The organism is Winogradskya humida, assembly GCF_016862215.1.
In the GTDB taxonomy this organism is placed as follows: Bacteria; Actinomycetota; Actinomycetes; order Mycobacteriales; family Micromonosporaceae; genus Actinoplanes; species Actinoplanes humidus.
The window spans coordinates 198,524-224,812 of record NZ_BOMN01000041.1 but is presented as its reverse complement, the minus strand read 5'-3'; the positions used below and the strand labels follow the sequence as shown (position 1 = coordinate 224,812).

The 26,289-nt window shown below is 71.0% G+C and carries 21 protein-coding genes; 5 read left to right on the top strand and 16 right to left on the bottom strand.

Going from position 1 to position 26,289, the window contains the following annotated elements; all coding sequences use genetic code 11:
• Window positions 1–44 precede the first annotated feature (44 nt).
• Window positions 45–1,469 carry a phosphotransferase gene (locus tag Ahu01nite_RS50430; RefSeq protein ID WP_239158938.1) on the top strand — a complete coding sequence of 475 codons (1,425 nt, stop codon included), beginning with the start codon at window positions 45–47 and terminating at the stop codon, window positions 1,467–1,469.
• Window positions 1,462–2,547: a protein-L-isoaspartate O-methyltransferase family protein gene (locus Ahu01nite_RS18300; RefSeq protein WP_203837743.1), complete on the top strand. Its 1,086-nt coding sequence runs from the start codon at window positions 1,462–1,464 to the stop codon at window positions 2,545–2,547. Before Ahu01nite_RS50430 ends, Ahu01nite_RS18300 begins: the two co-directional genes overlap by 8 nt.
• Window positions 2,548–2,629: 82 nt before the next feature.
• Here Ahu01nite_RS18300 and Ahu01nite_RS18295 read toward each other — a convergent pair whose 3' ends face one another.
• The 9 genes from Ahu01nite_RS18295 to uraD all read right to left on the bottom strand — a co-directional run bounded on the left by Ahu01nite_RS18295 (window position 2,630) and on the right by uraD (window position 13,471).
• Entirely contained in the window at window positions 2,630–3,118 is a 489-nt protein-coding gene (locus Ahu01nite_RS18295) for a GNAT family N-acetyltransferase (protein WP_239158937.1), read from the bottom strand.
• 481 nt (window positions 3,119–3,599) lie between these two features.
• Window positions 3,600–4,601, bottom strand: a complete 1,002-nt coding sequence (gene alc / locus Ahu01nite_RS18290; protein ID WP_203837741.1) for an allantoicase — start codon at window positions 4,599–4,601, stop codon at window positions 3,600–3,602.
• The gene (gene allB / locus Ahu01nite_RS18285) at window positions 4,601–5,914 is read right to left on the bottom strand and encodes an allantoinase AllB (RefSeq protein WP_203837740.1); all 1,314 of its coding nucleotides are present in this window, start codon (window positions 5,912–5,914) and stop codon (window positions 4,601–4,603) included. Before allB ends, alc begins: the two co-directional genes overlap by 1 nt.
• A gap of 71 nt (window positions 5,915–5,985) precedes the next feature.
• Entirely contained in the window at window positions 5,986–7,149 is a 1,164-nt protein-coding gene (locus Ahu01nite_RS18280) for a DUF6986 family protein (protein ID WP_203837739.1), read from the bottom strand.
• A 2-nt stretch (window positions 7,150–7,151) separates the two neighbouring features.
• Window positions 7,152–8,666 carry a malate synthase A gene (gene aceB, locus Ahu01nite_RS18275; protein WP_203837738.1) on the bottom strand — a complete coding sequence of 505 codons (1,515 nt, stop codon included), beginning with the start codon at window positions 8,664–8,666 and terminating at the stop codon, window positions 7,152–7,154.
• Window positions 8,667–8,785: 119 nt separating this feature from the next.
• Window positions 8,786–10,285: a DUF1996 domain-containing protein gene (locus Ahu01nite_RS18270; protein WP_203837737.1), complete on the bottom strand. Its 1,500-nt coding sequence runs from the start codon at window positions 10,283–10,285 to the stop codon at window positions 8,786–8,788.
• 163 nt (window positions 10,286–10,448) lie between these two features.
• Complete coding sequence (locus Ahu01nite_RS18265; RefSeq protein ID WP_203837736.1) at window positions 10,449–11,801, bottom strand: 8-oxoguanine deaminase; 1,353 nt, start codon at window positions 11,799–11,801, stop codon at window positions 10,449–10,451.
• Window positions 11,798–12,649 (bottom strand): factor-independent urate hydroxylase, encoded by an 852-nt coding sequence (pucL, locus tag Ahu01nite_RS18260; RefSeq protein WP_203837735.1) that lies wholly within the window; start codon window positions 12,647–12,649, stop codon window positions 11,798–11,800. Before pucL ends, Ahu01nite_RS18265 begins: the two co-directional genes overlap by 4 nt.
• 3 nt (window positions 12,650–12,652) lie before the next feature.
• Window positions 12,653–13,471 (bottom strand): 2-oxo-4-hydroxy-4-carboxy-5-ureidoimidazoline decarboxylase, encoded by an 819-nt coding sequence (gene uraD, locus Ahu01nite_RS18255; RefSeq protein ID WP_203837734.1) that lies wholly within the window; start codon window positions 13,469–13,471, stop codon window positions 12,653–12,655.
• Window positions 13,472–13,535: 64 nt separating this feature from the next.
• On the opposite strand from uraD, the gene hrpB reads away from it, so the two are divergent.
• Window positions 13,536–16,091, top strand: coding sequence for an ATP-dependent helicase HrpB (gene hrpB, locus Ahu01nite_RS18250; RefSeq protein WP_438874794.1), 2,556 nt, complete (start codon window positions 13,536–13,538; stop codon window positions 16,089–16,091).
• Here hrpB and Ahu01nite_RS18245 read toward each other — a convergent pair.
• Window positions 16,075–16,782: an alpha/beta hydrolase gene (locus tag Ahu01nite_RS18245; protein ID WP_203837733.1), complete on the bottom strand. Its 708-nt coding sequence runs from the start codon at window positions 16,780–16,782 to the stop codon at window positions 16,075–16,077. The two genes, hrpB and Ahu01nite_RS18245, sit on opposite strands and share 17 nt — an antisense overlap.
• A 75-nt stretch (window positions 16,783–16,857) precedes the next feature.
• Between Ahu01nite_RS18245 and Ahu01nite_RS18240 the strand changes: the two genes are divergently transcribed.
• Window positions 16,858–17,478, top strand: coding sequence for a TetR/AcrR family transcriptional regulator (locus tag Ahu01nite_RS18240; RefSeq protein ID WP_239158936.1), 621 nt, complete (start codon window positions 16,858–16,860; stop codon window positions 17,476–17,478).
• A gap of 519 nt (window positions 17,479–17,997) precedes the next feature.
• On the opposite strand, the gene Ahu01nite_RS18235 is transcribed toward Ahu01nite_RS18240, so the two are convergent.
• From Ahu01nite_RS18235 to yidD, 5 genes are all read right to left on the bottom strand, one after another.
• Window positions 17,998–20,352, bottom strand: a complete 2,355-nt coding sequence (locus Ahu01nite_RS18235) for a putative bifunctional diguanylate cyclase/phosphodiesterase (RefSeq protein ID WP_203837731.1) — start codon at window positions 20,350–20,352, stop codon at window positions 17,998–18,000.
• Window positions 20,353–20,479: 127 nt separating this feature from the next.
• Window positions 20,480–21,202, bottom strand: a complete 723-nt coding sequence (locus tag Ahu01nite_RS18230; protein WP_203837730.1) for a PP2C family protein-serine/threonine phosphatase — start codon at window positions 21,200–21,202, stop codon at window positions 20,480–20,482.
• Between the two features lie 104 nt (window positions 21,203–21,306).
• Complete coding sequence (locus tag Ahu01nite_RS18225; protein WP_239158935.1) at window positions 21,307–22,350, bottom strand: hypothetical protein; 1,044 nt, start codon at window positions 22,348–22,350, stop codon at window positions 21,307–21,309.
• Complete coding sequence (locus tag Ahu01nite_RS18220; protein ID WP_239158934.1) at window positions 22,347–23,501, bottom strand: transporter substrate-binding domain-containing protein; 1,155 nt, start codon at window positions 23,499–23,501, stop codon at window positions 22,347–22,349. The genes Ahu01nite_RS18225 and Ahu01nite_RS18220 overlap by 4 nt, the downstream gene beginning before the upstream one ends.
• 45 nt (window positions 23,502–23,546) lie before the next feature.
• On the bottom strand, window positions 23,547–23,786 hold the full coding sequence (yidD, locus tag Ahu01nite_RS18215; protein WP_203837729.1) for a membrane protein insertion efficiency factor YidD: 240 nt from the start codon (window positions 23,784–23,786) through the stop codon (window positions 23,547–23,549).
• Window positions 23,787–23,816: 30 nt separating this feature from the next.
• Between yidD and Ahu01nite_RS18210 the strand changes: the two genes are divergently transcribed.
• Window positions 23,817–24,554, top strand: a complete 738-nt coding sequence (locus tag Ahu01nite_RS18210; RefSeq protein WP_203837728.1) for a hypothetical protein — start codon at window positions 23,817–23,819, stop codon at window positions 24,552–24,554.
• Here Ahu01nite_RS18210 and treZ read toward each other — a convergent pair.
• Window positions 24,551–26,284, bottom strand: a complete 1,734-nt coding sequence (gene treZ, locus Ahu01nite_RS18205; protein ID WP_203837727.1) for a malto-oligosyltrehalose trehalohydrolase — start codon at window positions 26,282–26,284, stop codon at window positions 24,551–24,553. The genes Ahu01nite_RS18210 and treZ overlap by 4 nt on opposite strands.
• Window positions 26,285–26,289 lie beyond the last annotated feature (5 nt).

The window sequence follows — 26,289 nt, the reverse complement described above, 5'->3', positions numbered from 1 at the left end:
ACAGGGACAGCCACAAAAACGTCGCACGCGTTACGGTCCTTCGCGTGACCCGCATCGTGACGCTCGTGCTCACCGATACGTCCGGAAACGTCCTCGGTTCGCTGCCGCCGTTCGAGCTCGGGCTGCCGTGGTGGCAGGAGACCGCCGATGTGGCCGAGGCCGTGCGCGAGCGGCACGGGCTGGCGGTCACGGTGCTGCGGTTGCTCTCGGCCGGGCATCCCGCACCACCCGGCGGCGAGGTCACCTACCTCGCCCAGATCGACGAGCACCTTGATGACGCGGCCGAGCCCTTTGATCACACGGCCGGGGCCGGGGGCGGCGCTGGTGAAGCCCGGGCCGGGGGCGGCGCTGGTGAAGCCGGGGCCGGGGGCGGCGCTGGTGAAGCCCGGGCCGGGGTCGCTCTCAAACCGTATGAGGTGGATCTTCAGCCGTCTCCGTTGCGGGCGCCGTGGGCAGTGCCCGGTGGTCCCGGTGCCTCGCTGCGGTGGGCATTGCCGTTGTGCCCCGGCGGCGCGTCGGCGGTGCAGATCCGCACCTGGAATCTCTCCGCGATCTGGCGCATCGACGTCGGCGGCACCCCGGCGGCCTGGCTCAAACAGGTTCCGATCTTTGCCGCCCACGAGCCGGCCGTGCTGCGCTTGGTCGCCGAGATCGCCCCCGGCCTCGTCCCCGCAGTGCTGGCCACCGGCGACGCGGGCCGCAGCCTGCTCTCCCACGCCCCCGGCGAGGACCGCTACGGCGCCGGCCCTGACTTCTGCGCCGCGGTCGCCCGCACCTTCCACCCGGTCCAGGAACACTTCGCCACCCACATAGGCACGCTGCTCGACGCCGGCATCCCCGACCGCCGGCTCGCCTACGACCGCTTCGCCCGAGTCGCCGAGCCCTGGCTCGACCACCTCGACGGCCTCGACGACCTGCTCGACGAGCTACCGGCCCGCCTCGCCGCGATCGCCGCCTGCGGCCTGCCCGACACCCTCATCCACGGCGACCTGCACCCCGGCAACGTCCGCTCCCCCACCACTCCCGATCAAAGCGCTGCAGAGCCAGGCGCTGCAGGATCCGGCGCTGCAGGATCCGGCGCTACGGGCTCCGCCGCTACGGGACCGGGCGCTACGGGATCCGGCGCTGCCGGGCCGGGCGCTGCGGGTGGGGTGGTGATTGTTGACTGGGCTGATTCGGCGGTGGGGCATCCGGCGCTCGATATTGTGCGGCTGGGTCAGGAGTTGCCTGCTGGGTCGTTGGTTGCTGAGTGGGCGGCGCGGTGGCGGGCGGCTGTGCCCGGGTCTGATCCGGAGACGGCGCTGGAGCTGATCCGGCCCGTGGCGGCCCTTGCCTCGGCGGCGCTTTACCAGGACTTTATCGATCACATCGAGGAGTCCGAGCGGCCCTATCACGAGTCCGACGTTCCGGAGCTGCTGCGGGCCGCGGTCGACGCCACGCGGCCCACTCCCCGTGCAGACCATGGCTGACCTGCGGCGCCGTTTCGTGGCGGAGATCGAACGGGAAAGCGGTCCGCTGTCACCGGCGCTCGCGGACGCGTTCGGGGCCGTTCCTCGCGAGGCGTTCGTGGGCGGCGGGTTCCAGCGCCGGGACGGCAAGTGGGCGACTCCGGGAATGCCCGGCTTTCTTCAGACGGTCTACAGCGACAATGTCCTCGTCACGAAGCTGGCGGACGGGTTGCCGGTCAGCTCCTCCAGCCAGCCCTCCCTGATGGCGATCATGCTGACGGCCCTGGAGGTCCAGCCGGGCGATCGGGTGCTGGAGATCGGCACCGGCACGGGGTACAACGCGGCATTGCTCAGCAGCCTGGGTGCCTCGGTGACCAGTGTGGATGTTCAGCCCGACGTCGCTGCCCAGGCGAGGGATGCGCTGAGCCTGGCCGGTGTTCAGGACGTCCGGCTTCTCGTCGGCGACGGCTACCTCGACGCGGGTCCGGACTTCGACCGGGTGATCGTCACGGTCGGGGTGGCGGGCATCTCCCCGCACTGGTTGTCACAGTCCCGGCCTGGTCTGGTCGTTGCACCCGTGGAGCATGCCGGCACCCACCCGGTCCTGGCCGTCACCGGCACCGCCGACGGGCCGGTGACGGGCTCCGTGATCTGCCCGTCGGGCTTCATGACGGCCGCGGGTCCGTTGACCGCCCGTCACAGCACCAGTCATCCGGCGCCGACCGCGGCCCTCACTGACCTGGAAGCGGCAACCCCACCACGGTGGGCCGAACCGCTGACCTCTCTGCGCTACCGGGACCTCTGGTACGCGGCCGGCATCTGGAGCACCCGGGCAACCCACGCCGCCCTGCCCGATCATCGGCAGAACGCCGTCGCCCTACTGGATTCCACGGGTACGGGCGGAGCGGCGATCCTCCCCGACGGCTCGATTCTGGCCGGCGGCCCCGAGGCCGGGCGCTGCACCGAGCAGGCCAACGAGATCGTCGCCCGGTGGGAGTCGGCAGGGCGCCCCCCGATGCAGGCCTGGCAGATAACGCTGTCCCGGACGCCCGACCCGCGGTATCCACTCTGGACGCCGACGAGCTGGCAGCTCACGTGAAGGGGCACGGCGAGCCGGCACTAAGGCCAAGGCGGCACAGCGAGCCGGCACTCAGGCCAAGGGGGCACAGCGAGGTGGCAGCTCAGGTGAAGGAGGTGGCGAAGATCAGTTGATCTGTTGTGGAGCGTTTTTCGAGCTTGAGGCCGATCTTTGTGGCGACTCGCTGGGAGGGGGTGTTGGCCGGGTTGATGATCGCGGTGAGGCGGGGAGCGTGGAGGGTGTCGCGCGCGTGGTCACGGACGGCTGAGGCGGCTTCTGTGGCGAGGCCGAGGCCCTGGAGGTCGGCTCGTACATGGTAGCCGATCTCCAGTTCGGTGACTCCGTCCACCTGCTGATAGGTCAGGCCGCAGTCCCCCACGAACTCGCCGCTTGAGCGTAGCGACAGGATCCACAGTCCGAAGCCGTGCTCGGCGTAGAGGCCGAGGTTCCAGTCGATCCAGTGCTGGGCTTCGGCGCGGGTGCGGGGCCTGGGGTAGTAGAGCATGACCTCCGGCGAGCCGAGCAGCGCCGCCATGTCGTCGAGATCGCCGGGGGTCATCTGCCGGAAGTGCAGCCGGTCGGTGGTGATCACGAGGCGACCTCGAAGCATGTACGGGAGAGCAGCCGGGCGGTAGTGATCATGAGATGGCCCCGAAGTGGTTACCGAAGCGCACGCCGGCGGACCCGGTCACGAAGCGGACCCGATCACGAAGCGTGGCCCGATCACGAAGCGGACCCGATCACGAAGCGTGGCCCAATCGCGAAGCGGACCCGATCACGAAGCGTGGCCCAATCGGCAAACGGACCGAAATGGGCCGGGAGGAACGGCCGCGAGAGAACGACCCAGGGCGACGGCCCGAGGAGATCCACCCGGGAAGAGCGGACCCAAGGAGAACAACCCAAGGCAACGGCCGAGAGAGAACAGCCCAGGAAAACCGCCCGTGATGACCGGCCCGAAAAAACGACCCGCGAAGAACGGCCCAAGAAAAGAAACCCATGAAGAACGGCCTGGGGAGAACGGCCTGGGGAGAACGGCCTGGAGGGCGCGCGGGGAGGACGGGTGGTGGGGGCGGTCATGTGGTGGCTTCGTAGCGGGCTCGGAGGACGGCGGCGTCGGGGCGGGCGTGGAGGCGGAGGCGGGCCATGCCGCCGTCGGGGTAGATGTCGAGGCGGACGTGGGTGGCGACGGGGACGACGGGGATGGGGAAGCGGTGGCGGGTGTCGGGGCTGAGGCGGATCTGGGGTAGGAGGTCGAACCAGTCGTCGGGGTCGTCGAGGAGGCCTACTCGGCCGTCGATGCCGCGGAGGGTGGCGCTGCCGGGGGCGTTGCCCTTGAAGTGGCTGGTGTCGAGTTCGGCCAGTTCGATGATGGCGGGGGCGGCCAGCTGGACGAGGACCCAGTCGTTGCCGTCGTCGCGGCGGCGGGAGGTTTCCCAGCCGTCGCCCATGGAGCGGGCGAGGCCCGGGTTGATCATATTTTGGGGGTGGCCGTAGAACATGTTGCTGCAGCTGGCGATGCGGGCGCCGTGTTCGGCGGCGGCGACGTCGAAGATCGCGGGGAGGAGGCGCGGGTCGGGGACGACCTCGCCGTGTACGCGCAGCCGCGCCACCCCGCCGTCGGGGTAGATGTTGAGGCGCACGTGGGTGAACCGTTGCCGCGAGTCGACCGGGAACAGGTTCTGGCTGTCACCGGACAGCGCCGAGCGCGGAACGAGCGGCGTCCAGTCAGCCTCAAGAAGCTGGGCGGCGTCGGGATAGCCGTCCAGCGCAGCGCCCTCGACCGACGCGTACGGCGGGTAGTTGCCCGTGAAGAACGCCGTGTCGATGTCGATCCCGTGAACGACACCGGGCGCGCCGAGCCGCACGATCACCGTGTCGTAGCCGGGTTCACGACGGCGGCGCGTCTCCCACCCGTCGTACACCTGGCCCTTCTGCCCGAACGTGCGGGGCGCGAAGACCGGGGAGGCGGGCTCGACCAGATGGTCCGCGGCGGCGAAGAACTCGTCGTTGGCGTGGATGATCCCGCCGCCGAAGGTGCGCGACGCGAGGTCGGGCAGGAGCGTGAATTCTTCCATCAGGAGTCCTTCCGGCTGAGGAAGCGACCCTGCGGGGCCTCTCCGGTGACCGTCTGTCCCCGCAGCCAGGTGGTGCGGACCACTCCGGTGAGGGTCTTCCCGGCGTACGGGGTGACGGGGTTGCGGTGGTGCAGTGCCGCCGGATCGACCGTGAAGGTGTCGTCCGGGTCGAACGCGACGAGGTCGGCGTCGGCGCCGACGGCGAGCCGGCCCTTGGTGGTGAGTCCGACGAGGTCGGCGGGGCGCCGGGCCATCCAGTCGACGACGTCGGCGAGGCTGTGGCCGCGGGTGCGGGCGGCTGTCCAGATCACCGGCAGCCCGAGCTGGACCGAGGCGATGCCACCCCAGGCGGCCGCGAAGTCGCCGCTGTCCTGGCGTTTCAGGTCGGGGGTGCACGGCGAGTGGTCGCTGACCACGCAGGTGATCACGCCGTCGGCGAGCGCGGCCCAGAGCTGGTCGCGGTTGGCCGAGTCGCGGATCGGCGGGCAGCATTTGAACTCGGTGGCGCCCTCGGGGATCTCCGCTGCGTCGAGCGTCAGGTAGTGCGGGCAGGTCTCGGCGGTCACCCGCAGGCCCTCGGCCTTCGCCGCGGCGATCAACGGCAACGCGGTCGCGGCGGAGAGATGCAGGATGTGGACGCGCGCTCGGGCCCGGCGGCCCGCGGCGATGGCGGTGGCCACGGCCGCATGCTCCGCTTCCGGTGGGCGAGAATCCAGAAATTGACCGTACGCCGGGGAGCTGACCGCTTCCCGAAGGTGATCGGGATCCTCGGCGTGGATCACGAACTGCGCGTCGACGGCGGCCAGCGCCTCGGCGAGCTGGTCCGCGTCCAGGGGCGGGAATTCGGGGACGCCTGAGTCGGCGAGGAACGCCTTGAAGCCGTACACCCCGGCGGCGTGCAGGGCCGGGAGGTCGCCGGCGTTGCCCGGGATCGCGCCGCCCCAGAATCCGACGTCGACGTGGATCTGCCCTACGGCCGCGGCCTGTTTGATCTCGAGGGCTTCGGCGGTGACGGTGGGTGGCAGGCTGTTCAGCGGCATGTCCACGATGGCGGTGACGCCGCCCGCGGCTGCTGCCCGGGTCGCGCTGGCGAACCCTTCCCATTCCGTACGCCCGGGCTCGTTGACGTGCACGTGCGTGTCGACGAGGCCGGGCAGCAACGCCACGTCCCCGAGGTCAACGTCCGCTACGGCGGTGAGCTCTGCATCGTACGGATCAATGGCAGTGATTTTTCCGGCCTGGACCGAGACGGCGGCCGGGCGTTCGCCGTCGGGGGTGACGGCGCGGCGGGACCGCACCACGAGATCGACCATGACCATCACACTAATGCCCCTGCGTTGCCGGGCGGCTACGTCAAGCGAAGCCGGCCCGGCAACTGCGGGAGTTAATAGGTCGACGCGAGCGTGACCAGCTCCGAGCGGCTGAAGCCCACCGCGCCCGTGGACAACGCGCCGCAATCGAGGCCACGTAGAAGGTATCCCGCCAGCGCGCGGGCCGTGGCCGGTTCGTCGAGGATGCCGCCGGACTGGCGGTCGAGGTAGCGGCGCAGGCGCAGGACCGCGGCGTCCATGCCGTCGGCGAAGAACGCGTACGTCGCCGCGAACCGGGTCGGCAGCTGGGCCGGGTGCAGGTCCCAGCCCTGGTAGAAGCCGCGTTCCAGGGAGCGGCGCACGAGCCGGTGGTGCAGGGCCCACGCCTCGTGGACCGCGACGTCGGTGCCGACGGGCAGGACGTTGGTGGAGCCGTCGGAGAGGCGTACGCCCGTGCCGGCAGCCGCCGCCTGGATGACCGCCTTGGCGTAATCGGCCACGGGGTGGTCCATGGCCTGGTGGGCCGCCGCGACGCCGGCCGCCGCGCTGTAGTCGTACGTTCCGTAGTGCAGCCCGGTGCACCGCCCGGCAGCCGCGGTGATGAGCCGGGCCACGGTCGCCGTGCCGTCCGCGCCGAGCACCGCCGACGGGAGCTCGATCTGGATCTCGAAGCGCAGCGACCCGGTCGGCAGCCCGTGCACCGTCTCGAGCTTCTCGCACAGCTCGGCCATCGCCTCGACCTGGTCGGGGCCGCTGACCTTGGGCAGCGTCACCACGAACGGCTCGGGGTAGAGCGAGAGCCAGAGGTCGAGGGTACGCAGTGCGCGATGCCGCGTCGGCGCCTCCAATGACTTGATCCGGATCCCCACGAACGGCGGCCGCACCCCGTCGAGCAGCACCGCGGCCGCCTGTTTGACGGCGGCGTCCTCCTGCTCGTCGTCGCGGACGCCGTACCCGTCCTCGAAGTCGACGCGCAGGTCCTCGATCGGCTCGGCGGTCAGTTTGGCGCGCACCCGCTCCTCGAGCGCGGCCGGGAACGGGACCGGTGGGTGCTCGTCGAGCGCGGCGAGTGCCTGCGTCCCCCAGTCGCGGAACCCGGTGATCCGGTCGGCCGGGACGTAGACGGTGTGCACCGGCTGCCGGCCGGAGCGCTCCCCGGGGTACCGCGAGCGCAGGAACGCGTCGTGACCGGCGAGCCGATCGTCGATGATCGCGTAGTCGTCGTCGCTGAGCCGCACGGTCAGTCGATCGAGTCGTAGGCGGCGGTGGTCAGGAAGTCGGCGAAGTCGTCCGCCAGCGCGACCCGTTCGAAGAGTTTGCGGGCCTCGTCGAAGCGGTTGCCCGCAGGCTGGTCGATCTTGCGGAGCTCCTCGTCCTCGAGCCGGGCGACGAGCTCGGCGGTGATCGGGGTGCCGTCGTCGAGCAGCACGCCGTTGTGGATCCACTGCCAGACCTGGGAACGGGAGATCTCGGCGGTGGCGGCGTCCTCCATCAGGTTGTTGATCGCGACCGCGCCGTTGCCCCGCAGCCACGCCTCGAGGTACTGCAGGGCCACGGACACGTTGGAGCGCAGGCCGGCCTCGGTCACCACGGCGCCGAGCGAGGCCACGTCGAGCAGTTGCGCGGCGGTGACGGTGACGTCTTCACGCGTACGGTCAAGCTGGTTGGTGTTCTGGAAAGCGGCGAAACAGAGCGGGACCAGGTCGGGGTGCGCGACCCACGAGCCGTCGAAGCCGTCCCCCGCCTCGCGTTCCTTGTCCTCGCGCACCTTGGCGAACGCGACCTCGTTGACGGCCGGGTCGCGGCGGCTGGGGATGAACGCTGCCATGCCACCCATCGCGAACGCGCCCCGGCGGTGGCAGGTCGAGACCAGCAGCTCGGTGTAGGCGCGCATGAACGGCGCGGTCATCGTCACCGCGGCCCGGTCGGGCAGCACCATCGCGGGGTTGTCGCGGAAGTACTTGATGATGCTGAACAGGTAGTCCCAGCGGCCGGCGTTGAGCCCGGCGATGTGCGGGCGCAGCGCCCAGAGGATCTCGTCCATCTCGAACGCGGCGGGGATCGTCTCGATCAGCACGGTGGCCCGGATCGTGCCGACCGGGATGCCGAGCGTCTCCTGCGCGTAGGTGAAGACGTCGTTCCAGAGGGCCGCCTCGCGATGCGACTCCATCTTGGGCAGGTAGAAGTACGGTCCGCTGCCCCGGGCGACGAGCTCGGCGGCGTTGTGAAAGAAGTAGAGCCCGAAGTCGACCAGCGCGCCCACGGCCGGGGCGTCGTCGACCTGCAGGTGCCGCTCGTCGAGGTGCCAGCCGCGCGGGCGCATCACGATCGTCGGATACGGCCCTTCGCCCAGCTCGTACGTCTTGGTGTCGGTCTTGAGCGAGACCGTACGCCGGATCGCGTCGTAGAGGTTCTGCTGGCCGCCGACGACGTTGTCCCAGTGCGGGGTGTTGGCGTCCTCGAGGTCGGCCAGCCACACCTTGGCACCGGAGTTGAGCGCGTTGATGGTCATCTTGCGCTCGGTCGGCCCGGTGATCTCGACGCGGCGGTCGCTCAGGTCGGCCGGGGCGGCGGGGACCGTCCAGTCGCCGGCGCGGATCTCCGCTGTCCCGGGCAGGAAGTCGAGCGTGCCCCCGGCGGCTATCTCGGCGCGGCGGGCGGCGCGGGCGGCGAGCAGCTCATCGCGGCGTGGCCGGAACCGCCTGGTGAGGTCGGTGACAAAAGCAATGGCTTCGGGGGACAGGATCTCGGGCACGGGTGACGACTCCCTCCAAGAAGACTTCCCCCGTACCGTATCGGTCCCGGAACGGGCAGTGGCCCCCGCGGGGAAACGGGGGCCACTGCTTTCCTACCTGTCTTCTGACGGGGGATTCGTCAGAAGCCGCCCTCGCTGTTGCACTTGGCCTTCTGCCAGATGCAGTTCTTGACGCGGCTGCCCAGGGCGTCGTTCTCCCAGGCGAAGAACGCGTCGCCGTGCATCGACGAGGCGTTGCCGGACGAGAGCTTCATGCCGGCCTTGCTGCCGTGGTTCTTGTAGCCGATGACGAACGACAGCGACGGGATCGCGACCGGGAACTTGCCGCTGGCGCAGGTGCCGTCCGGGCCGGTCGGGCCGACGTGCGACTTGTGGTCGGGGCTGTCCAGGTGCACGCCGTCCCAGCAGTCCGGGAACGTCAGCTGGAAGGTGAGGTTCGCCGTGCTCGCGCAGACCGGCCAGTTGCCGTCGGTGCTGCGGCCGGTCTGGCCACCGGCTCCGGCGCACCAGAACTGGCCGGGGGCGCCGTCGGGGGTGTCGATCTGCTTCTTCGCGTCACCCTGGATCATGCGGAAGCCCTGCGGGAACGGCATGGTCTTGGTGGTGTCCTTGAGCCGCGAGCCGTAGTACACGGTCACGCCCTCGAGCTCGACCGGCGTGCCGTCGGCCTCCTGCATCTGGGGGATCCAGTACGCCGAGTGGTCGTCGGCCGGCTTGCAGCTGGAGCTGGTGTTGGCCATCAGCGACTGGAGCGTCGTGGCGGCGTCGGTGCTGTTGTTGCCCAGGAACGTGTGCATGTGCGAGGCGCCCGGCATGTTCGGGAAGACGATGGCGTCGTCCTTGGCCGAGTGGCTGAGCGTGCAGGAGGCGTTGAACTCCGGCACCCGGACGTTGTTGCTGGGGACGTTGGTGTTCTGCTTCAGCGCGTTGAAGTCGGCGAGCTGCTTCTGCCACGCCGCCTGGTCCATCGTCACCCAGCCGTCGCCACTCGGGGTGCCTGCTGAGGCCGAGGGGGACGGGGACGCCGAGGGGGATGTTGACGGCTTTGTTGTGGCTGAGGTTGAGGGAGACGGCGCTGCGGCGGTTCCGAAGGTGAACCAGTTGACGTTCACGAAGTCGGAGCGCGACGCGGACTTCATCACGGCGAAGACGGTCTGCTTGCCGGTGGGCACGCTCGCCGCTTTCGCAGTGACCGTCTTCCAGCTCTGCCAGCCGCCGGTCGACGCCACGGGGAACGTCGCGAGCAGTGTGCCGGTCTGGGTGCCGAGGTGCAGCTCGATCGAGCCGCCCTCGGTGTTCTGCGAGGCGATCCGGGCGCTCAGGTCGGCGCTGGTGATCGACACGTTGTCGTACTTCAGCCAGTCGCCGTTGCTCAGCCAGCCGACGTTCTTGCCGCCGTCGGCGTCGCCGGTGCCCTCGGTCTGGGCGCCGGACTGGGCGGTGAACGCCTCGGCCTGCACGCGGCCGGGGACGACGACCTCGTCCGCGCTCGCCGCGGCGATGTAGATGCCGCTGCCGCCGAGCGCCGCGACCACCGCGGACGCCAGCGTGATGCGAGTGATGCGGCGGCGCTTCTTGACCGGGTCCTGGGGCGCGACATGCGCGGGCGTATTCCGCATTAACTGTCCTTCGGGTCTGCACGACTAGGCGTTTCCGAAAGGGAGTATGCAGAGGTCAGAGCACTTGTTTCAACTCGCGGAAGAAGAATTAAGAACGGCCGGAAATGGCGTTGCTGGTCGCCGCGCCGCGCGCAATCGATAACATTTTCTCCGGCCGAGTTCCTTAAATCTTCCTTAAGAGCTGCTCGTGTACGCGTTGAGCGCGCTGAGCGAGCACCGCAGCGTCGGCGTTCACGAGCTCGCCGCGCGAGACCACCGGCCGGCCCGCCACGAGAGCCAGCTCGACGGGGGCCGCCGGGCCGAGGACCAGCGCCGCGACCTTGTCGTCGATGCCCGCGTGACCGAGCCCGTCGAGGCGCCAGAGCACGAGATCCGCAAGCTTACCCACCTCGATGCTGCCGATGTCGTCCTGGCGCCCGAGCAGTCGCGCGCCGCCCAGCGTGCCGAGCCGCAGCGACTCGCGGGCGGTCAGCGCCGTGGGGCCACCGCGCAGCCGGGCGACGTACAGCGCCTGCCGCAGCTCCTCGCCCAGGTGGGCGGCCTCCTGCGACGCCGAGCCGTCGACCCCGAGCCCCACCGGCACCCCCGCGTCGAGCAGGTCACGCACCCGGGCGAGCCCGGCCCCGAGCCGCGCGTTGGAGCTCGGGCAGTGCGCCACCCCCGTCCCGGTCGCGGCGAGCTTCGCCACGGACGCATCATCCAGGTGTACGCCGTGAGCCAGCCACACGTCGTCCCCGAGCCAGCCCAGCCGTTCGGCGTATTCGACGGGCGTGCACCCGAACTTCTCCTGGCAGAAGTCGTCCTCGTCGTCGGTCTCCGCGAGATGGGTGTGCAGCCGCACGCCCTTGCGCCGGGCCAGCGCCGCCGCCTCGGTCATCAGCTTCTGCGTCACCGAGAACGGGGAGCACGGCGACACCCCGATCCGCAGCATCGACTCCGGCGACGGGTCGTGCCACCGGTCGATGGCCGCCTCGGTCGCGGCGAGCGCCTCGTCGGTGTCCTCGACGACATTGTCCGGCGGGAGCCCGCCCTGGGACCGCCCGAGGTCCATCGAGCCGCGCGTCGGGTGGAAGCGCAGCCCGATCTCGCGCGCCGCCAGGATCTCGGCCTCGAGGACGTCGCCGCCGTCACGAGGGAAGACGTAGTGGTGATCCATGCTGGTCGTGCAGCCGGACAGCGCCAGCCAGCCCAGCGCAGCCGCGGCCGCGGCGCCCACGACCTCGGCGTCGATGCGGCCCCAGATCGGATAGAGCGTGGTCAGCCAGCCGAACAGCGTGTCGTCCTGGGCCAGCCCGCGGGTCGCCCACTGGTAGAGGTGGTGGTGCGTGTTGACCAGACCGGGAGTGATCAGGCAGCCCGTGCCGTCGACCCGCTGCGCGCCCTCGGCCGCGCCCGCATAGGAGCCGGCACCGACCGCCGCGATCCGGCCGTCGTCACCGACCACGACATGCCCGTCGCTGTATTCGGTGCCCGCAGGATCAACGGTCGCGACGGTGACGTTCGAAATGATGATCACAGGTACCACTCCACCAGAGCCGGGGGTGCGTCGTCACGGGTCACGGTGCCCTCGATCAGCCCGTAGGGCCGGTCCCCCGCGATGAACACCTCGCCCGGGTTCTCCAGGTCGAACGGCGACAGGTCGACGAGGTAGTGGTGCTTGTTGGGCAGCGCGAGCCGGATCTCGGCGACCCCGTCGTGGTCGGCGAGCACCCGCTTACCCATCGCATACAGCGTCTGCTGCAGCGAATAGCTGTAGGTGGTGACGAACGCGTTGACCAGGGAGTTCTTGACTTCCTCAAATGCCGAGATATCCGATGTGTGCCGCCAGGAGGCGTTGACCACCGTGGCCAGAATCCGATCGGTGGCCTCGGACAATGTCGTGTAGCGGTCTCGCGGGAATCCGTGGAACTCAGAGTCCGTGGTGTTCATCAGCGTCAGGTCGGAGATGCCGGAAACGACCTGGACCTCGCCGGAGGCAGCCACGTCGACCGTCGCCGTGCGGACGAAGTCACCGGCGCGCCGGAACGAGTGCGGGCCGATCCGCTCCCAGCCGAACGACTCGAGCCGGATCCGGGCATGCGCGACCTGGGGCTGCGTCGACACGAAATGCCGGCCCAGCAGCAACCCGAACTCCTCCGGCGTGGTGACACCGTGCTCACGCGCGAACGCGTACACCGTGTTCTTCATGGTGTCGGTCGGCAGCACCCCGGCGTTGTCGCCGGTCAGATGGGTGGCCGCCAGATCGCCGGAGAGCGCGACGCTGACGTTGAGATCTGTCAGGACGTGCCTGTCGCCGTCCCGGGTGACCCGCACGAGCCGGTTCTCCGCCTTGCCGTACCGGTTGGGTCCCAGCACGATCGCCACGCGTCAGCTCCCTCGATAGGTGGTGTAGCCGTACCGGCTCAGCAGCAGCGGCACGTGATAGTGCCGCGCGGTGTCGTCCACGCGGAACGCCACGGTGACCTCGGGGAAGAACGCGTCCTTGCCCAGATGTTCCTCGACGGCGAAGACGAGCCGGTAGCCGCCGGCCAGCCATTCCCAGCCCGGCACGCCGAAGCGGAACCGCCCATCGCCGTCGGTGCGGCCCTCGCCGACCGGGTGCCAGCCCTCGCCGGTCTGCCGCTCCAGCCGCACGGGGACGTCGCGGGCCGGATCGCCGCTGACCGTGTCGAGGATGTGTGTGGAGAGCGCGTGCCCATCGACCAGGCGCTCCAGGCGCAGCAGGGCGATGCGCCGCAGTTGGTCGGTCACGATGACCCGCTCGGCCTGCTCGTCATTGCCGAGACGCTCCTGCGCGGCCGCCAGGATCTCCTCCTGTGACCGGCCGCTGGCGAAGATCAGGAAGACGTGCCCGAAGCGCTCCTCGTAGGCCCGGTTGGCCGCGATCAGCTCGGCCTTCGTGGACTCGTCGGCGGTGGTCGCGGCCGTCGACTGCTCCCGGCGCGACCAGGCGGCCTCCTTCGAGTCGCCCCCGGCCCGCTCGCCGATGCGCGGATGCGCGGACAGACCCAGGAGGACCTCGGGCCAGCTCAGCTCGCTGCCGATCCGGTCGGCCGTGGCCAGCAGGGCTTCCTTGGAGGGGTACGGCCGGGCGGCTGCAACCGCTGCACCCCATGCCGGAGCAGCGCAAACGGCGAGCAGCTCGGCTTCGAGCCGCTCGGCGGGCAGGGCGTTGAACGCTTCCACGTGAGAGTTATACACCGCGCATGTGACAGAGAAGGACGCTCCGCGCGTACGGAAGACTGGTCTGATGCTGATCCCCCAGGACGCCCTGCCGGACCTGCCGATCCGGTCCGTCCTGCCCGCCGTGACCGCGGCGCTCGCCGGGCCGGGCGCGGCCGTGCTCGTGGCGCCCCCGGGCACCGGGAAGACCACGGTGGTCCCGCTGGCGATGGCGGATCCCGGCTCCGGGCGGGTCATCGTCGCGGAGCCCCGCCGGGTCGCCGCCCGAGCCGCGGCCCGGCGCATGTCATCCCTGCTCGGCGAGGAGGTGGGTGGCCTCGTCGGCTATTCGGTGCGAGGTGACCGCCGCGTCTCCGCCCGCACCCGCATCGAGGTCGTCACCACCGGCGTCCTGGTCCGGCGGCTGCACCGCGACCCCGAGCTGGCCGGCACCACCGCGGTCGTGCTCGACGAGTGCCACGAACGACACCTCGACACCGACCTGGCCCTGGCCTTCCTCATCGAGGTGCGAGCGGCGCTGCGCCCCGACCTCAGCCTGCTCGCCACCTCCGCGACCGCCGACTCGGAACGCCTCTCGGAGATCCTCGGCGACGCACCCGTCATCACCGCCGAGGCGGTCCTCTTCCCGGTGGAGGTCCACTGGTGCCCGCCGTCGCCGCCCGTCGCACCGCCGCACGGCCTGCGCGTCGACCCGCGGCTGCTCGACCACGTCGCCGCCACGATCCGTCGCGCGCTGGCCGACGGCGACGGCGACGTGCTGGCCTTCCTGCCCGGCGCGCGCGAGATCGACACGGTCGCCGGGAAACTGCGCGGGCTCGGCGTGGACGTGGTCGCGTTGCACGGGCGGCTCTCCGGGTCGGCTCAGGACGCCGCACTGCGGGCCGGGGCGTCGCGGCGCGTGGTGCTGGCGACGGCGGTTGCGGAGAGCAGTTTGACCGTTCCGGGCGTACGCGCGGTGGTCGATGCCGGGCTCAGCCGGGTCCCGCGGATGGACCACAGCCGGGGGCTCGGCACGCTGGTGACCGTGCCGGTGTCCCGCGCCGGAGCCAGGCAGCGGGCCGGGCGGGCCGGGCGTGAGGCGCCGGGGCGGGTGTATCGGTGCTGGTCGCAGACGCAGCATGACCGGTTGCCGGCGCAGCCCGAGCCCGAGGTCGCCGCCGCGGATCTCACCGGGTTCGCGCTGGATCTCGCACTGTGGGGGCATCCCGACGGCAGCGGGCTCGCGCTGCCGGACGCGCCGCCGGCCGGTGCCATGCAGGCCGCGATGGGTACGCTCCGCGACCTCGGGGCCACCGATGCCGACGGGAAGGTCACCGGGCGGGGGCGGGCGCTTGCCGACGCCGGGTTGCATCCGCGACTCGCGCGGGCCCTGATCGACGGCGCTGCCAGCGTGGGTTCGCGGCGGGCGGCGGAGATCGTCGCGCTGTTGGACGGCGAGGGGCGGGCTGACGACGTGGTGGCTGCCTGGCGGCGTGCCCGCAACGAGCGGGACGGCGCCTGGCAGTCCGAGGTGCGCCGCCTGACCGCAGCCCTGGACCGCAACAACGCCGGAACCCCGAACTCCGGCCGCGCGACGGGCAGCGGGACGGGCGGCCGCGGGACGGGCAGCAGCGGGATGGGCGGCGGCGGGATGGGCGGCGGCGGGACGGCGGGGCTGACCGATGATCTCGCGGCGGGGCTGGTGGTCGGGCTGGCGTACCCGGAAAGGGTGGCGCGGGCGCGATCGGCGGGCTCACGGGCGTACCTCATGGCGGGCGGGACCGAGGCGGAGCTGCACGGCGGCAGTGGGCTGGCGGGGACGACCTGGCTGGCGGTGGCCGATGCGGACCGTGCGCCGGGGGCACGGACCGCGCGCATCCGCGGAGCCGCCCCGCTCGACGAAGCGACGGCTGTGGAAGCGGCGGCGACCCTCGCCCGTACGGTCACCGAGATCGGCTGGATCGACGGCGACGTGGTGGCCCGCCGCGCCGAACGCCTCGGCGCGATCACCCTGGTGGAGCGGCGGATCGACAACCCGGACCCCGCGCTCGTGCAGGAGGCGCTCCGGGAGGGGCTGCGCCGCGAGGGACTCGGCCTGCTCACCTGGTCACGCCCGGCGACCGAGCTGCGGCAGCGGCTGGCGTTCGCCCACGCGGCCCTCGGCGAACCCTGGCCGGACGTCTCCGACGAAGCCCTGACCGAAACCGACTGGCTGGACCTGGGCCGGGCCCGCCGCCGAGCCGACCTGGCCAAACTGGATCTCACCGGGGCCCTGCGGTCGCTGCTGCCCTGGTCGATCGCCGGCCGGCTGAACGACGTGGCTCCGGAACGGCTGCCCGTGCCCAGCGGCTCGAACATCCGCGTCGACTACACGGACCCGGCCGCCCCGGTGCTGGCGGTGAAGCTGCAGGAGACGTTCGGCTGGCAGGACGCGCCGCGGCTCGCGGACGGCCGGGTGCCCGTGCGCCTGCACCTGCTCTCCCCCGCCGGTCGTCCGCTCGCCGTCACCAGCGACCTGGCGTCCTTCTGGATCAACGTCTATCCCCAGGTACGCGGTGAGATGCGCGGACGCTACCCCCGGCACCCTTGGCCCGAGGACCCGGCCGCCGCGGTGCCCACCCGCCGGCTCAACCAGCGGCGTTGAGCAGCGCCTTCGCCACCTCGTCGGGGTGGGTGAGCAGGGCCTCGTGCGTGCCCGGCACCATGATCGGCTCCACCCCGACGCGAGCGGCCAGTTCAACTCCGGGTGCCGCGAGCGCCAGGTCGTGCTCGGCAAGAACATAGGAGATGGGTACGCCCAGAGTCTCCACGCCGTCCACATCGATCGCCTCCAGCATGTAAGCACCCGGCTGCGGCATCAACTGGTCGTACACGAGTCGCTGGAGCGTCTCCGGCTCCCCCTGCATGAGCTGCGCCCCGAACGACGCGAAGTCCACCTCGATCGTCCGCTGCGGCGACGCCGTGATCGCGCCGCGCAGATAGGCCCCCATCTCGGGCCCCATCGCGTCGGTCATCGACTCGCCCCGCCGCGGGATGAAAGCGCTGAAGTAGCGGATCCCGGCCAGCCGACCCGCCAGCCGGTGCGCGGCCGCGGTGATCGGGATGCCCGCGAAGCTGTGCCCGACCAGCACAACATCGCGCAGGTCACGCCGCTCGACCTCGGTCACGATGTGCTCCACCGCGTCGGTCAGCCGCAGCTCGGACGGGTCGTCGCCCATCGAGAGACCGGGCAACGTCAGCGCCAGCGCGTTATGCCCCGCGGCCCGCAGCCGATGCCCGACGGGGTGCCAGGACCAGCCGCCGTGCCAGGCCCCGGGGATCAGAACGAAGTTCATCGGTAGCTCTCTTCATAGCTCAGTATGTTGATCAGAGCGTACTCTACTGAAAGTAGCCGCCTGTACGATAACCGCGTGGCACCCCAAGCAACCGGCCGCCGAGCCGAGTACGCCGCCGCGACCAGGGACGCGATCCTGGCCGCGGCCCGCGAGCTGTTCGTCTCCCAGGGCTACTTCGGCACCCGCGTCGAGGACATAGCGCGAACCGCCCGCGTCGCCCCGGCCACGGTCTACGCGGTGGGCGGCGGCAAGAACGGCCTGCTCCGCGAGCTGATCGAGACGGCCGTCCGATCCGGCGAGAACGACGACATCCGCGCCCGCCTCAGCACGCACACCGACGCGCGCGAGCTGATCGGCTACGTCGTCGAGACGAGCCGGTCCAAGTTCGAGCAGTGGTCACCGCTGATGCGCCAGGTGGTCGCTGCCGCACCCCGGGAGCCGGGCGTCCGCGAAAGCCTCGACGTCGCACATGCCAGCCTGCGTGACGCCCTCGCGCGCACCGCCGAGCGGCTGGCCGAGCTGGGCGCGCTCAGGCCGGAGCTGGACGCTGTCACGGCAACCGATGTGCTGTGGTTCTACCTCGGAAATTCCTCCTATTTCACGATGATTGACGATTTGTCCTGGCCGCTGCCGCGCGCCGCCGCCTGGCTGGAAGAGAACCTCACCTTCGCCCTGCTGGGGACCCCAACCACCTGATGTCTTGAGTCCTTGATTCGTTCGCAGTCAGGTGGCAAGGATCTCGTCGGCGGTTTGGTCCGGACCTAAGGCCATGGCTGGTCATGCCGGCCGGTCGGGACGTCACCCTCCGCGTCGGGACACCAACGGCCGCAAGGTCGCGAGGCTAGATGTTGCGCGGAGCACCGGCATACGACAACTTTGTGCGGTGCTGTTCGTCAAGTCCGGGTAATCGCGTCTGACAGCACAACATATGACTTCCAGCCAGACGTGATTGGTCCATGCTTGACACCTCAAGCCGCAGGATGTTGCGGCATCACGGATTTCGGCGCAACTTCATGCCCGTGGCTCGAGCCTTGCCGCCCTCGCCATCTACCGCAAACGAATCAAAGACTCAGACACCAGCCGGGCCGACCGGAGCCGGGGCCGGGGCTGGCCATGGCTGGCCGGGGCTGGCCGGGGCTGGGGCCGTGGCCGGGTCAGGGCTGGCTGGGGCGGGCTTGACTTAGCTGGGTGGCCGGCTGAGCTGCCTACCCACGCTCAGGTGGGTAGGCGGGCGGCGGTGGCGGGGCCGGGCTGGGTGGGGATCATTGCTGCGAGGCGGTGGACCGGGCCCGGCTGGCCGAAGAGGTAGCCCTGGCCGAGGTCGCAGCCCAGCGCAGCGAGGGCCTGCGCCCGCGCCGGCGTCTCGATGCCCTCAGCGACGACGACGATGTCGAGGTCCCCGCAGATTCGCACGACCGAGCGGCACAGCGCGGCAGCCCGCTCCGGGGCGACGTCCACATCGGTCAGTGACGAGTCGAGCTTCGCGATGTCGACCGGCAGCGAGTGCAGCTGGGCGAGGGCGTTGAAGCCGCTGCCGAAGTCGTCCAGCGCGATCCGGATGCCCTGCCTGCGCAGGGTTTCGGCGACCTCGACAGCGCGCGGCAGGTCGGGGATGCGGCGGGTCTCGGTGATCTCCACGACGAGCCGGGACGCGGGGACGCCGTGCCGGGCCAGCGCGTCGAAAATCCCCTCGGCCAGGCCGTGCTGGCCGAGCCGGGCGGCCGAGACGTTCACGTGCACGTCGATCGGGCGCCCGTAGGTCTGGGCGAGGGCCGCCGCGTCGGCGCACGCGCGGTCCAGCACGAAGTCGTCGATCGCCGCGACCAGGCCGGTGCGTTCGGCGACCGTGACGAAGACGTCCGGGTCGACCGGGCCGGCCACCGGGTCGGTCCACCGGGCGAGCGCCTCGACCGCGACGACACCGCCGTCGGCGAAGCTCACGATCGGCTGGTAGTGGACCGCGAAGCCGTAGTCGGTCGGGGTCTCGGCGAGCGCGCGCATGAGCAGGTGCGGCAGGTCGGCGTTGAGCCCGCCGTCGCCGGTGCCCGAGTAGCGGACCAGGCCGTTCTTGCCGCGGCGCTTGCTGGCGTACATGGCGGCGTCCGCGCGGCGCAGCAGGATGTCGGCGGAGATCTCCGTGTCGCCCGGGTCGGGCAGGACCAGGCCGAGGCTGGCGCTGATGCCGACGGTGTGCCCGTCGATCACGAACGGCTCGCGCAGCGCCGCGAGGATGGCGTGCGCGATCGGGTCGGCGTCGTCGACCCGCTTCTCCAGCAGCACCGCGAACTCGTCACCGCCGAGCCGGGCCACCAGATCGTCGCCGCCGACGCAGCCGACGAGCCGGTCACCGATCGCGCGCAGCAGCCGGTCACCCATCGCGTGCCCGAAGCTGTCGTTGATCAGCTTGAAGTCGTCGAGGTCGGCGAAGACCAGCGCCACCCGCACCCCGCGCCGGCGGTAGGCGTCGAGCGCCAGCACCATCCGCTCACGGAACAGCGCCCGGTTGGCCAGGCCGGTCAGCGGATCGTGGTAGGCCTGATGGTGCAGCCGCGCCTGGCCCTCGGAGACCCGGGCGAGCAGCATCGTGTTGTCGACGATGGTGAACATCTGCCGCGCCACCACAAGACCCAGACCGAGCCAACCCAGATACGCCTCGTACGACGTGAGCTGCCCACCCGCCCCCGTCCGGACCCCGATCACGACGCCGGTCGCGATCACCGGCACGTACGGCAGGATCAGGTGCAGCCAGTCGGATTCGGGCGCCCTGACCACGGGCAGCGCCGCCGTCCCGGGGTTGGTCGTGGCCGAGATCGCGAGCAGCGCCGGGCCGAGCAGATATCCGGCCGCCTCGACCGGGCCCAGCACCCCGCCGCCGAGGTGGAGCAGCCGGACCGCGTCGGAGCACCCGAAAGCGAGGACCCCGGCGACCACCAGCCACAGCGTGCCGCGGGCCGGTCCCCACATCGGGCGCATGAGCAGCAACAGCACCGCCATGACCACGAGCAGCAGATCCGCGACCGGGTACGCCGCGGCGACGCCGGCCGCCCACGGGTCGCGCACCAGCTCGTCGAAGACCCGGGCGGGCAGCGCGGACCAGGCCAGCGCCACCAGCGACCCGGTGATCAGGAAGCTGTCGATCACCAGCACGACGTTGTCGCGGGGCAGCGACGCGCGCGCCGCCCGCGGCAGCCACGCCGACATCGCCAGCAGGCTCAGGAACACGCACACCGGCAGCACCAGGAAGCCGATGTCCGCGACCCCGGCCACCGCGGCCCGGTCCGGCTCGAGAACGTCGCGCACGATCCACCACAGCCGGCACACCGCCCATCCGGCGAGACCGACGCCGAGCACCGTACGCCAGCGCGCCCGCAGCCCGGTGTGGTCGCGGGCCGCCGCGAAACAGGCGAACGCCGCCAGCACACCGGCGGCGAACTGCGCGGCGTCGTCGTAGAGCCGCTGACCCGCGCCGGCCGGGACGACGAACACCCCGGCGGCCGTCACGAGGGCCGCAACGATGACGGCAAGCGTCAGCGTCACGGGTGTCCGTCCCGACAGCCGTCCCGTAGTCATCACCACCTGCTGTGCCGCTACCCAAGCCTGGACTGTCGGTCAGCGGAGCCTACGATCGAGGATGCGCAGTAAGGTACCGCAACCCCCATCGACGTGAGCACCCCGTGCCGGAGGGCTTACGGCGTGATCAGTCCCGCAGGGTCAGATCGGCGACGATCACCGTGATGTTGTCCGGGCCGCCGCCCTGCAGCGCGAGGTCGATCAGCCGCTCGGCGCACGCCCGCGGGTCGGGGATGGCGAGCATCTCCGCCTCGATGTGCTCGGCCGAGACGACACCGGTCAGCCCGTCGCTGCAGAGCAGCCAGCGGTCGCCCTCCTCGGGCTCCACGATGACGTACGACGGGCTCACCGGCTCGCCCTGCAACGCCTGGGTGACGACGGCGCGCCGGGGATGGCTGCCGGCCTCCTCGGGGCGGATCAGGCCCTGGTCGACGAGCATCTGGACGTACGTGTCGTCTTTGGTGAGCTGGTTGAGGCGGCCGTCGCGCAACAGGTAGGCGCGGCTGTCACCGACGTGCGCGAGCGCGGCCCGATCCTCGGAGAAGATCACGGCGGTCAGCGTGGTCCCCATGCCCTGCAGGGCCTGGTCGCCCGCGACGACCTCGGCGATCCGTCCGTTGGCGACCTCCAGCCCTTTGTGCAGAGCATCCATCTGATGCTCGTTGTCGATCGGCACGTCGAGCGATGCCATGGCCTCGATGGCGGTGCGGCTCGCGACGTCTCCGGCGGCCATGCCGCCCATCCCGTCGGCGACGACCAGCAACCGGTCTCCGGCGTAGTGACAGTCCTGGTTGTTGCTGCGCACGTGGCCTCTATCGGTGACGGCCGCCCACCGCAGGTGCAAGGTCATGGCGTGCAGCCTGCCAGGTCGGCTCCACCCTGTCTGCACGCGGTCTGCGGCGCGCCGCAACAAAGCCCCGTCACCTGCGCAAAAAGGATAGCGATCGCGGAAATTCAGTCTTGGAGTGGCCGGCCGAGGCAGCGCGGGTCCACCTCGCCGGTGACGGGCCGGGTCGGCGCGGCCCACTCCAGCGCCGATTCGTCGATCGCCCAGCCACGTACGGTGATCCGGCTGTGCTGCGGGCGTACGGGCTCCGGGCAGAGGGTCTTGGACCGCACGAGATCGTTCGCGATGAAGACGACGTCGCCGCCGCGCTGCAGGACGGTGGTGGCCGTGTCGTCGACGGTGATGAGCTGGCCCCGTACCACCCTTGCAGGCGTGCCCTGCTCCTGAACCTCGACCGCGCTGTTGGGCAGCACCGGCGCGCGCAGGAAGACCGCGCCCACCACGATCGGCGCCACCACGGTCGCGGCGACCGCCGGCCAGTGGGTGGCCAGCCGCGCGGCCCGGGGCGGGACCGGACCGGTCAGCAGCCACCCCAGCAGCGGCGGCACGAGCAGCAGCAGTGCCGTGCCGGTCTCGCCCGCCCGGAACGCGCCGCGGATGCCGGGCCACACCCAGAGCAGCTCGAGCAGCCCGAGCACGACCGGCACCACGAGCGTGGCCACGACCAGCATCCGGCGCTCGCCGGGATAACGCTGCACGGCGGTCAGCCCGAGGATCGCGACGATGAGCATCAGCAGGGTCGGCAGCATCCGCATCTGCCACGTGAAGCCGGCGAGACCCGCGGCCAGCACGACCACCCAGTCGGGCATCCGCAGGGCCGTGAGCGCGAGCAGGGACCGCCGGGCGGCCTCGTTCTGATCGGGCGAGCTGATGAGCAGAATGCCGCCGAGCGTACGCAGCACGAGCACCACGGCCGGCACGGTCCAGATCAGCGTGATGATCAGGGCGCTGATCATGCCGAGCGGGCTGATGTACTGCACCAGCAGCAGCATCGTGGGCAGATCCTGGCGGCTGAGATACCAGAGCCGCAGCACGAGCAGCACCAGCGGGAACGCCGGCAGCGCGGTGAGCAGCCAGTTCAACTGGCCCCGCCGCAGCCGCGGGCGCCGGTCGACGATCAGCGTCTCCGGGGGCATCATCTCGGGGGTCATCGGGTCGGGTCCTCCCACGGCAGCTCCCGCACCTTCGGCCGCGGCGTGAACGGCTGCTCCGTCAGTGCCAGCGGGGTGATCGTGCTGGTGTCGGCCCCGGTCCCGATGTTGCGCTGCAACGGGGCCTCCTCGGCGATCGTGTCCGCGTAGGCCTCCTCCCACCGCGAGTCCCCGGGGTCGGCGTACGACCGGTAGAGGGTGATGTTGACCAGATCCCGCAGCGCCTCGTTCGCGCCGACGCTGACACCCCACGCCTCGGTCACGTCCAGCCCGAGATCCCAGTGGTCGTACTTCGCCTGGTTGAGGGCCTTGAAGCCGCCGAGGATCGCGGCGTCGGTGGTGATCGCGTCGACGGTCCCGTTGTCGAGGAGGGCGAAGCACTCGGAGACCCGGTTGCGGCGGACGAGCGTGGCGCCGGCCTTCTCGGCCTGACTGGCACTGGTGGAGGCGGAGAGGGTGCAGACCTTCTGGCCCCGGAACTCCTCGAGGCTGGCCACTTTGCGATGCCCGTGCAGGGTGATCACGGACTGCTCGGTATGCAGGTACGAATCGGAGAACATGACGTTGGGCATGTCCTCGCGCTCCTTGGTGATGCTGTAACTCGCGATCACCATCTTGACCGGCACGGGGTTGTTCTTGAGGTCGACCGCCTCCATCCGCGCCCGGTCCTCGCTCTCGATGCCGTAGAACTGCACCTCCTGGCGGCGGAACCCGAGATCCTCGGCGATCATGTAGGCGATGTCGATGTCGAAACCGCTCCACACGCCCGTTCCCGGATCCCGGTAGGCCACCCCCGGCTGGTCGTCCTTGACGCCGATCGGAAGCGTCAGCCACTCGTCCACCCCGGCCGCGCGGCGCAGGTCCTCGACGGACGGTGCACCCACGTGGAAGAGCCGCACCCACGAGAACCCGAGCACGAGAACGAGCACGACACCGATCGCCGCGAGCCGCCACGGCGCGAGCGACGCACCGAACTCACGGGCTGTCAGCTCCCGCCGGGTGAACGAGCGCTGCAGCCCCTCCAGCGCCCTTCTGCCGCGCCGCACGCGGGCGGTCGCGGGCACCCCGGGTGCCACCCGCTGCCGTGGCGGGCGGCGCAGCACCACTTTGCGCACCCTGATCGGCTCCAGCTCGTCATCCCTGGTCGGCACCGCGCCCCCGTCCCGTGTCGAAGCGACCATCCTCCTGGAGAAATGTCACGGAACCGGGTCCGCCGTCCCGAACGGGACACCCGGCCGACACCGGATCAGCCGTCCGGCCGTCAGCCGCAGGCCCTTACGGCTGCCATACCGCCTGACGGCCTCCAGCCCGTAGGCGCTGCACGTCGGCGTGAACCGGCACCGCGTCGGCAGGCGCGGCGAGATCCTGCGATAGACACGGATCACCGTGAGCACGGCCCGGTCGCTCGACTCACCCATGCGCCCATCGTGGCGCATGGGTGCGACAAGTTCGGGTACCCGGCAGCCATGAGGGTCGGGCGAGCTCTGCTGATCGCCGGCGTGGTGGCCACCGGCGTCCGCGTCGTGCGGTCACGCCACCGGCGGTTCCTGCATCCGGACGGGCGGTCGTTCACCGGCGACCTCGAGATCTACGGCCGGACCGCGCCGGTCGGGGCGGCCCTGCTCGACCGGCCCGGGCGGCACCCGGTGACCGTGCGGATCTCGAAGGGCGTGGGTACGCCGGCGGGGTGGCCGGATGTGCTCGGTGTCGCCGTCCGGATCCACGGTCCCGTCGTCGGGCGCCGTTTCGACCTGCTGTTCTCCAGTGCCGGTCAGGGCCGGTGGTCGCGACACGTGCCGGTGCTACGGCGGGACTTCGGCGGGACCTGCGGGACGATCACCGCGTACCGAACAGGCAGTGGACAGAAAGTCCATCTCAGCGTGAGCGGGGATCCCACCTCGACACCCCTGGGGCGTACGTTTGATTCGGTCATCGCCGTGGCGGAGAGTGACAACGCGCGGCTGCTGCTGCGCGACGGGACCGGGGATCCGCTCGGCCGGGTGCGCTTCGGGCAGCTCACGCCGATGACCACCGATGCGGCGCTGGCGTTCGACCCGATCCGCAACGCTCCGCGTGAACTGCACCCGAGCGGAACCGTCCACGGCGCCCGCGCGTTCGCCTACCGCCTCGGCCAGCGGTGGCGCGGTGCGCGCCCGGCGAACCCCGATCCGGGAGCCGTGACGCGCACCGCCACCCACAGTTAGCGGGCGTAGAGGATCACCGCTGTCTCGGGCGGGAGCTCGACGCGGTCGCGTTGCAGGACGACGCCCGGCTCGGTGGCCAGGAGGACCTTGGTCGGGACCGAGCGCAGGCTCACCGTCTGGGGCACCGGGGCTAGGTTAGCGGCCACGATGCAGCGGCCGCGGCGCATCACGACGTACTGATCGCCGTGCCAGACCTCGATCTTGTCCAGCCTCGGGTCGGAGAGCTCGGCGTGCTCGCGGCGCAGGGCGATCAGCCGCTTGTGCAGGTCGAAGATCTCCGCGTGGCCGGGTTTGCCGGGCTCCGACCAGTCGAGCTTGGAGCGCTCGAACGTCGCGGGGTCCTGCGGGTCCGGGACCTCGGCCTCGGCCCAGCCGTGGGAGCCGAACTCGCGGCGCCGGCCCGAGCGGACCGCCTCGGCGAGCTCGGGCTCGGGGTGGCTGGTGAAGAACTGCCAGGGGCTGCTCGCCGCCCACTCCTCGCCCATGAACAGCATCGGCGTGAACGGAGCGGTGAACAGCAGGGTCGCGCCGACCTTCAGCAGACCCGGGGAGAGGGTCGCCGAGATCCGGTCGCCGATCGCGCGGTTACCGATCTGATCATGATTCTGCAGGTACGCGACAAAGCGGTGACCCGGCACCCGCGTGCGGTCGACGGGGCGGCCGTGGTGACGCCGCCGGAACGAGGACCACGTGTTCGCGTGGAAGAAGGCGCCGGTCAGCACCGTTTCCAGGCAGTCGAGCGAGCCGAAGTCGCCGTAGTAGCCCTGCCGCTCGCCGGTCAGCAGCGTGTGCAGCGCGTGGTGCACGTCGTCGTCCCACTGCGCCTGCAGGCCGGCGCCGCCGGCCTCGCGCGGGGTGATCAGCTTCGGGTCGTTCAGGTCGGACTCGGCGATCAGCGAGAGCGGCCGGCCCAGGTGGGTCGACAGGCTCTCCACCTCGACCGCCAGCTGCTCGAGCAGGTGCACGGCGTTGTGGTCGACCAGGGCGTGCACGGCGTCGAGCCGCAGGCCGTCCACGTGGTAGTCGCGCAGCCAGGCGAGCACGCTGTCGGTGATGTAGCGGCGGACCTCGTCGGAGTCGGGGCCGTCGAGGTTGACCGAGGCGCCCCACGGGTTGGCGCCGGCGAAACTGAGGTAGGGCGCGAACATCGGGGCGTACGCGCCGGACGGGCCGAAGTGGTTGTAGACCACGTCCAGCACCACGCCGAGGCCCCTGTTGTGGGCCGCGTCGACAAAACGCTTCAGGCCGTCGGGGCCGCCGTAGAACTCGTGCGGCGCGAACCAGCAGACGCCGTCGTAGCCCCAGTTGTACTCGCCGTTGAACGCGTTGACCGGGAGCAGCTCCACGAGGTCCACACCGAGCTCGACGAGATGATCGAGGCGTTCGATGGCCGCGTCGAACGTACCTTCCGGGGTGAAGGTGCCGACGTGCAGCTCGTAGAGGACGGAACCCGGAAGCTGTCGTCCGGTCCAAGCGCCGTCCGACCACGTGAAAGCCGCATGGTCGTACACCCGGCTGGGGCCGTGCACCCCGTCAGGCTGCCATCTGGAACGCGGGTCGGGAAGCGGACTGTCGTGTTCTGGCAGCACGTAGGAATAGTCGGTGCCGGGCCCGGCCTCGGGCACGTCGAGGCGCCACCAGCCGTCGTCGCCGCGCTCCATCACGCGATCATCCCCGTCGATGCGAAGGGCGACGGTCTTCTCGGGAACCCAAACCTCGAAGAAGGTCATCGTCT

Coding starts and splice junctions, on each gene's coding strand:
- Ahu01nite_RS18300 (WP_203837743.1), top strand. CDS start 1,462: ATGGCTGACCTGCGGCGCCGTTTCGTGGCGGAGATCGAACGGGAAAGC.
- alc (WP_203837741.1), bottom strand. CDS start 4,601: ATGGAAGAATTCACGCTCCTGCCCGACCTCGCGTCGCGCACCTTCGGC.
- allB (WP_203837740.1), bottom strand. CDS start 5,914: ATGGTCGATCTCGTGGTGCGGTCCCGCCGCGCCGTCACCCCCGACGGC.
- Ahu01nite_RS18270 (WP_203837737.1), bottom strand. CDS start 10,285: ATGCGGAATACGCCCGCGCATGTCGCGCCCCAGGACCCGGTCAAGAAG.
- hrpB (WP_438874794.1), top strand. CDS start 13,536: ATGCTGATCCCCCAGGACGCCCTGCCGGACCTGCCGATCCGGTCCGTC.
- Ahu01nite_RS18245 (WP_203837733.1), bottom strand. CDS start 16,782: ATGAACTTCGTTCTGATCCCCGGGGCCTGGCACGGCGGCTGGTCCTGG.
- Ahu01nite_RS18235 (WP_203837731.1), bottom strand. CDS start 20,352: ATGACTACGGGACGGCTGTCGGGACGGACACCCGTGACGCTGACGCTT.
- Ahu01nite_RS18230 (WP_203837730.1), bottom strand. CDS start 21,202: ATGACCTTGCACCTGCGGTGGGCGGCCGTCACCGATAGAGGCCACGTG.
- Ahu01nite_RS18225 (WP_239158935.1), bottom strand. CDS start 22,350: ATGACCCCCGAGATGATGCCCCCGGAGACGCTGATCGTCGACCGGCGC.
- yidD (WP_203837729.1), bottom strand. CDS start 23,786: ATGCGCCACGATGGGCGCATGGGTGAGTCGAGCGACCGGGCCGTGCTC.
- Ahu01nite_RS18210 (WP_203837728.1), top strand. CDS start 23,817: ATGAGGGTCGGGCGAGCTCTGCTGATCGCCGGCGTGGTGGCCACCGGC.
- treZ (WP_203837727.1), bottom strand. CDS start 26,284: ATGACCTTCTTCGAGGTTTGGGTTCCCGAGAAGACCGTCGCCCTTCGC.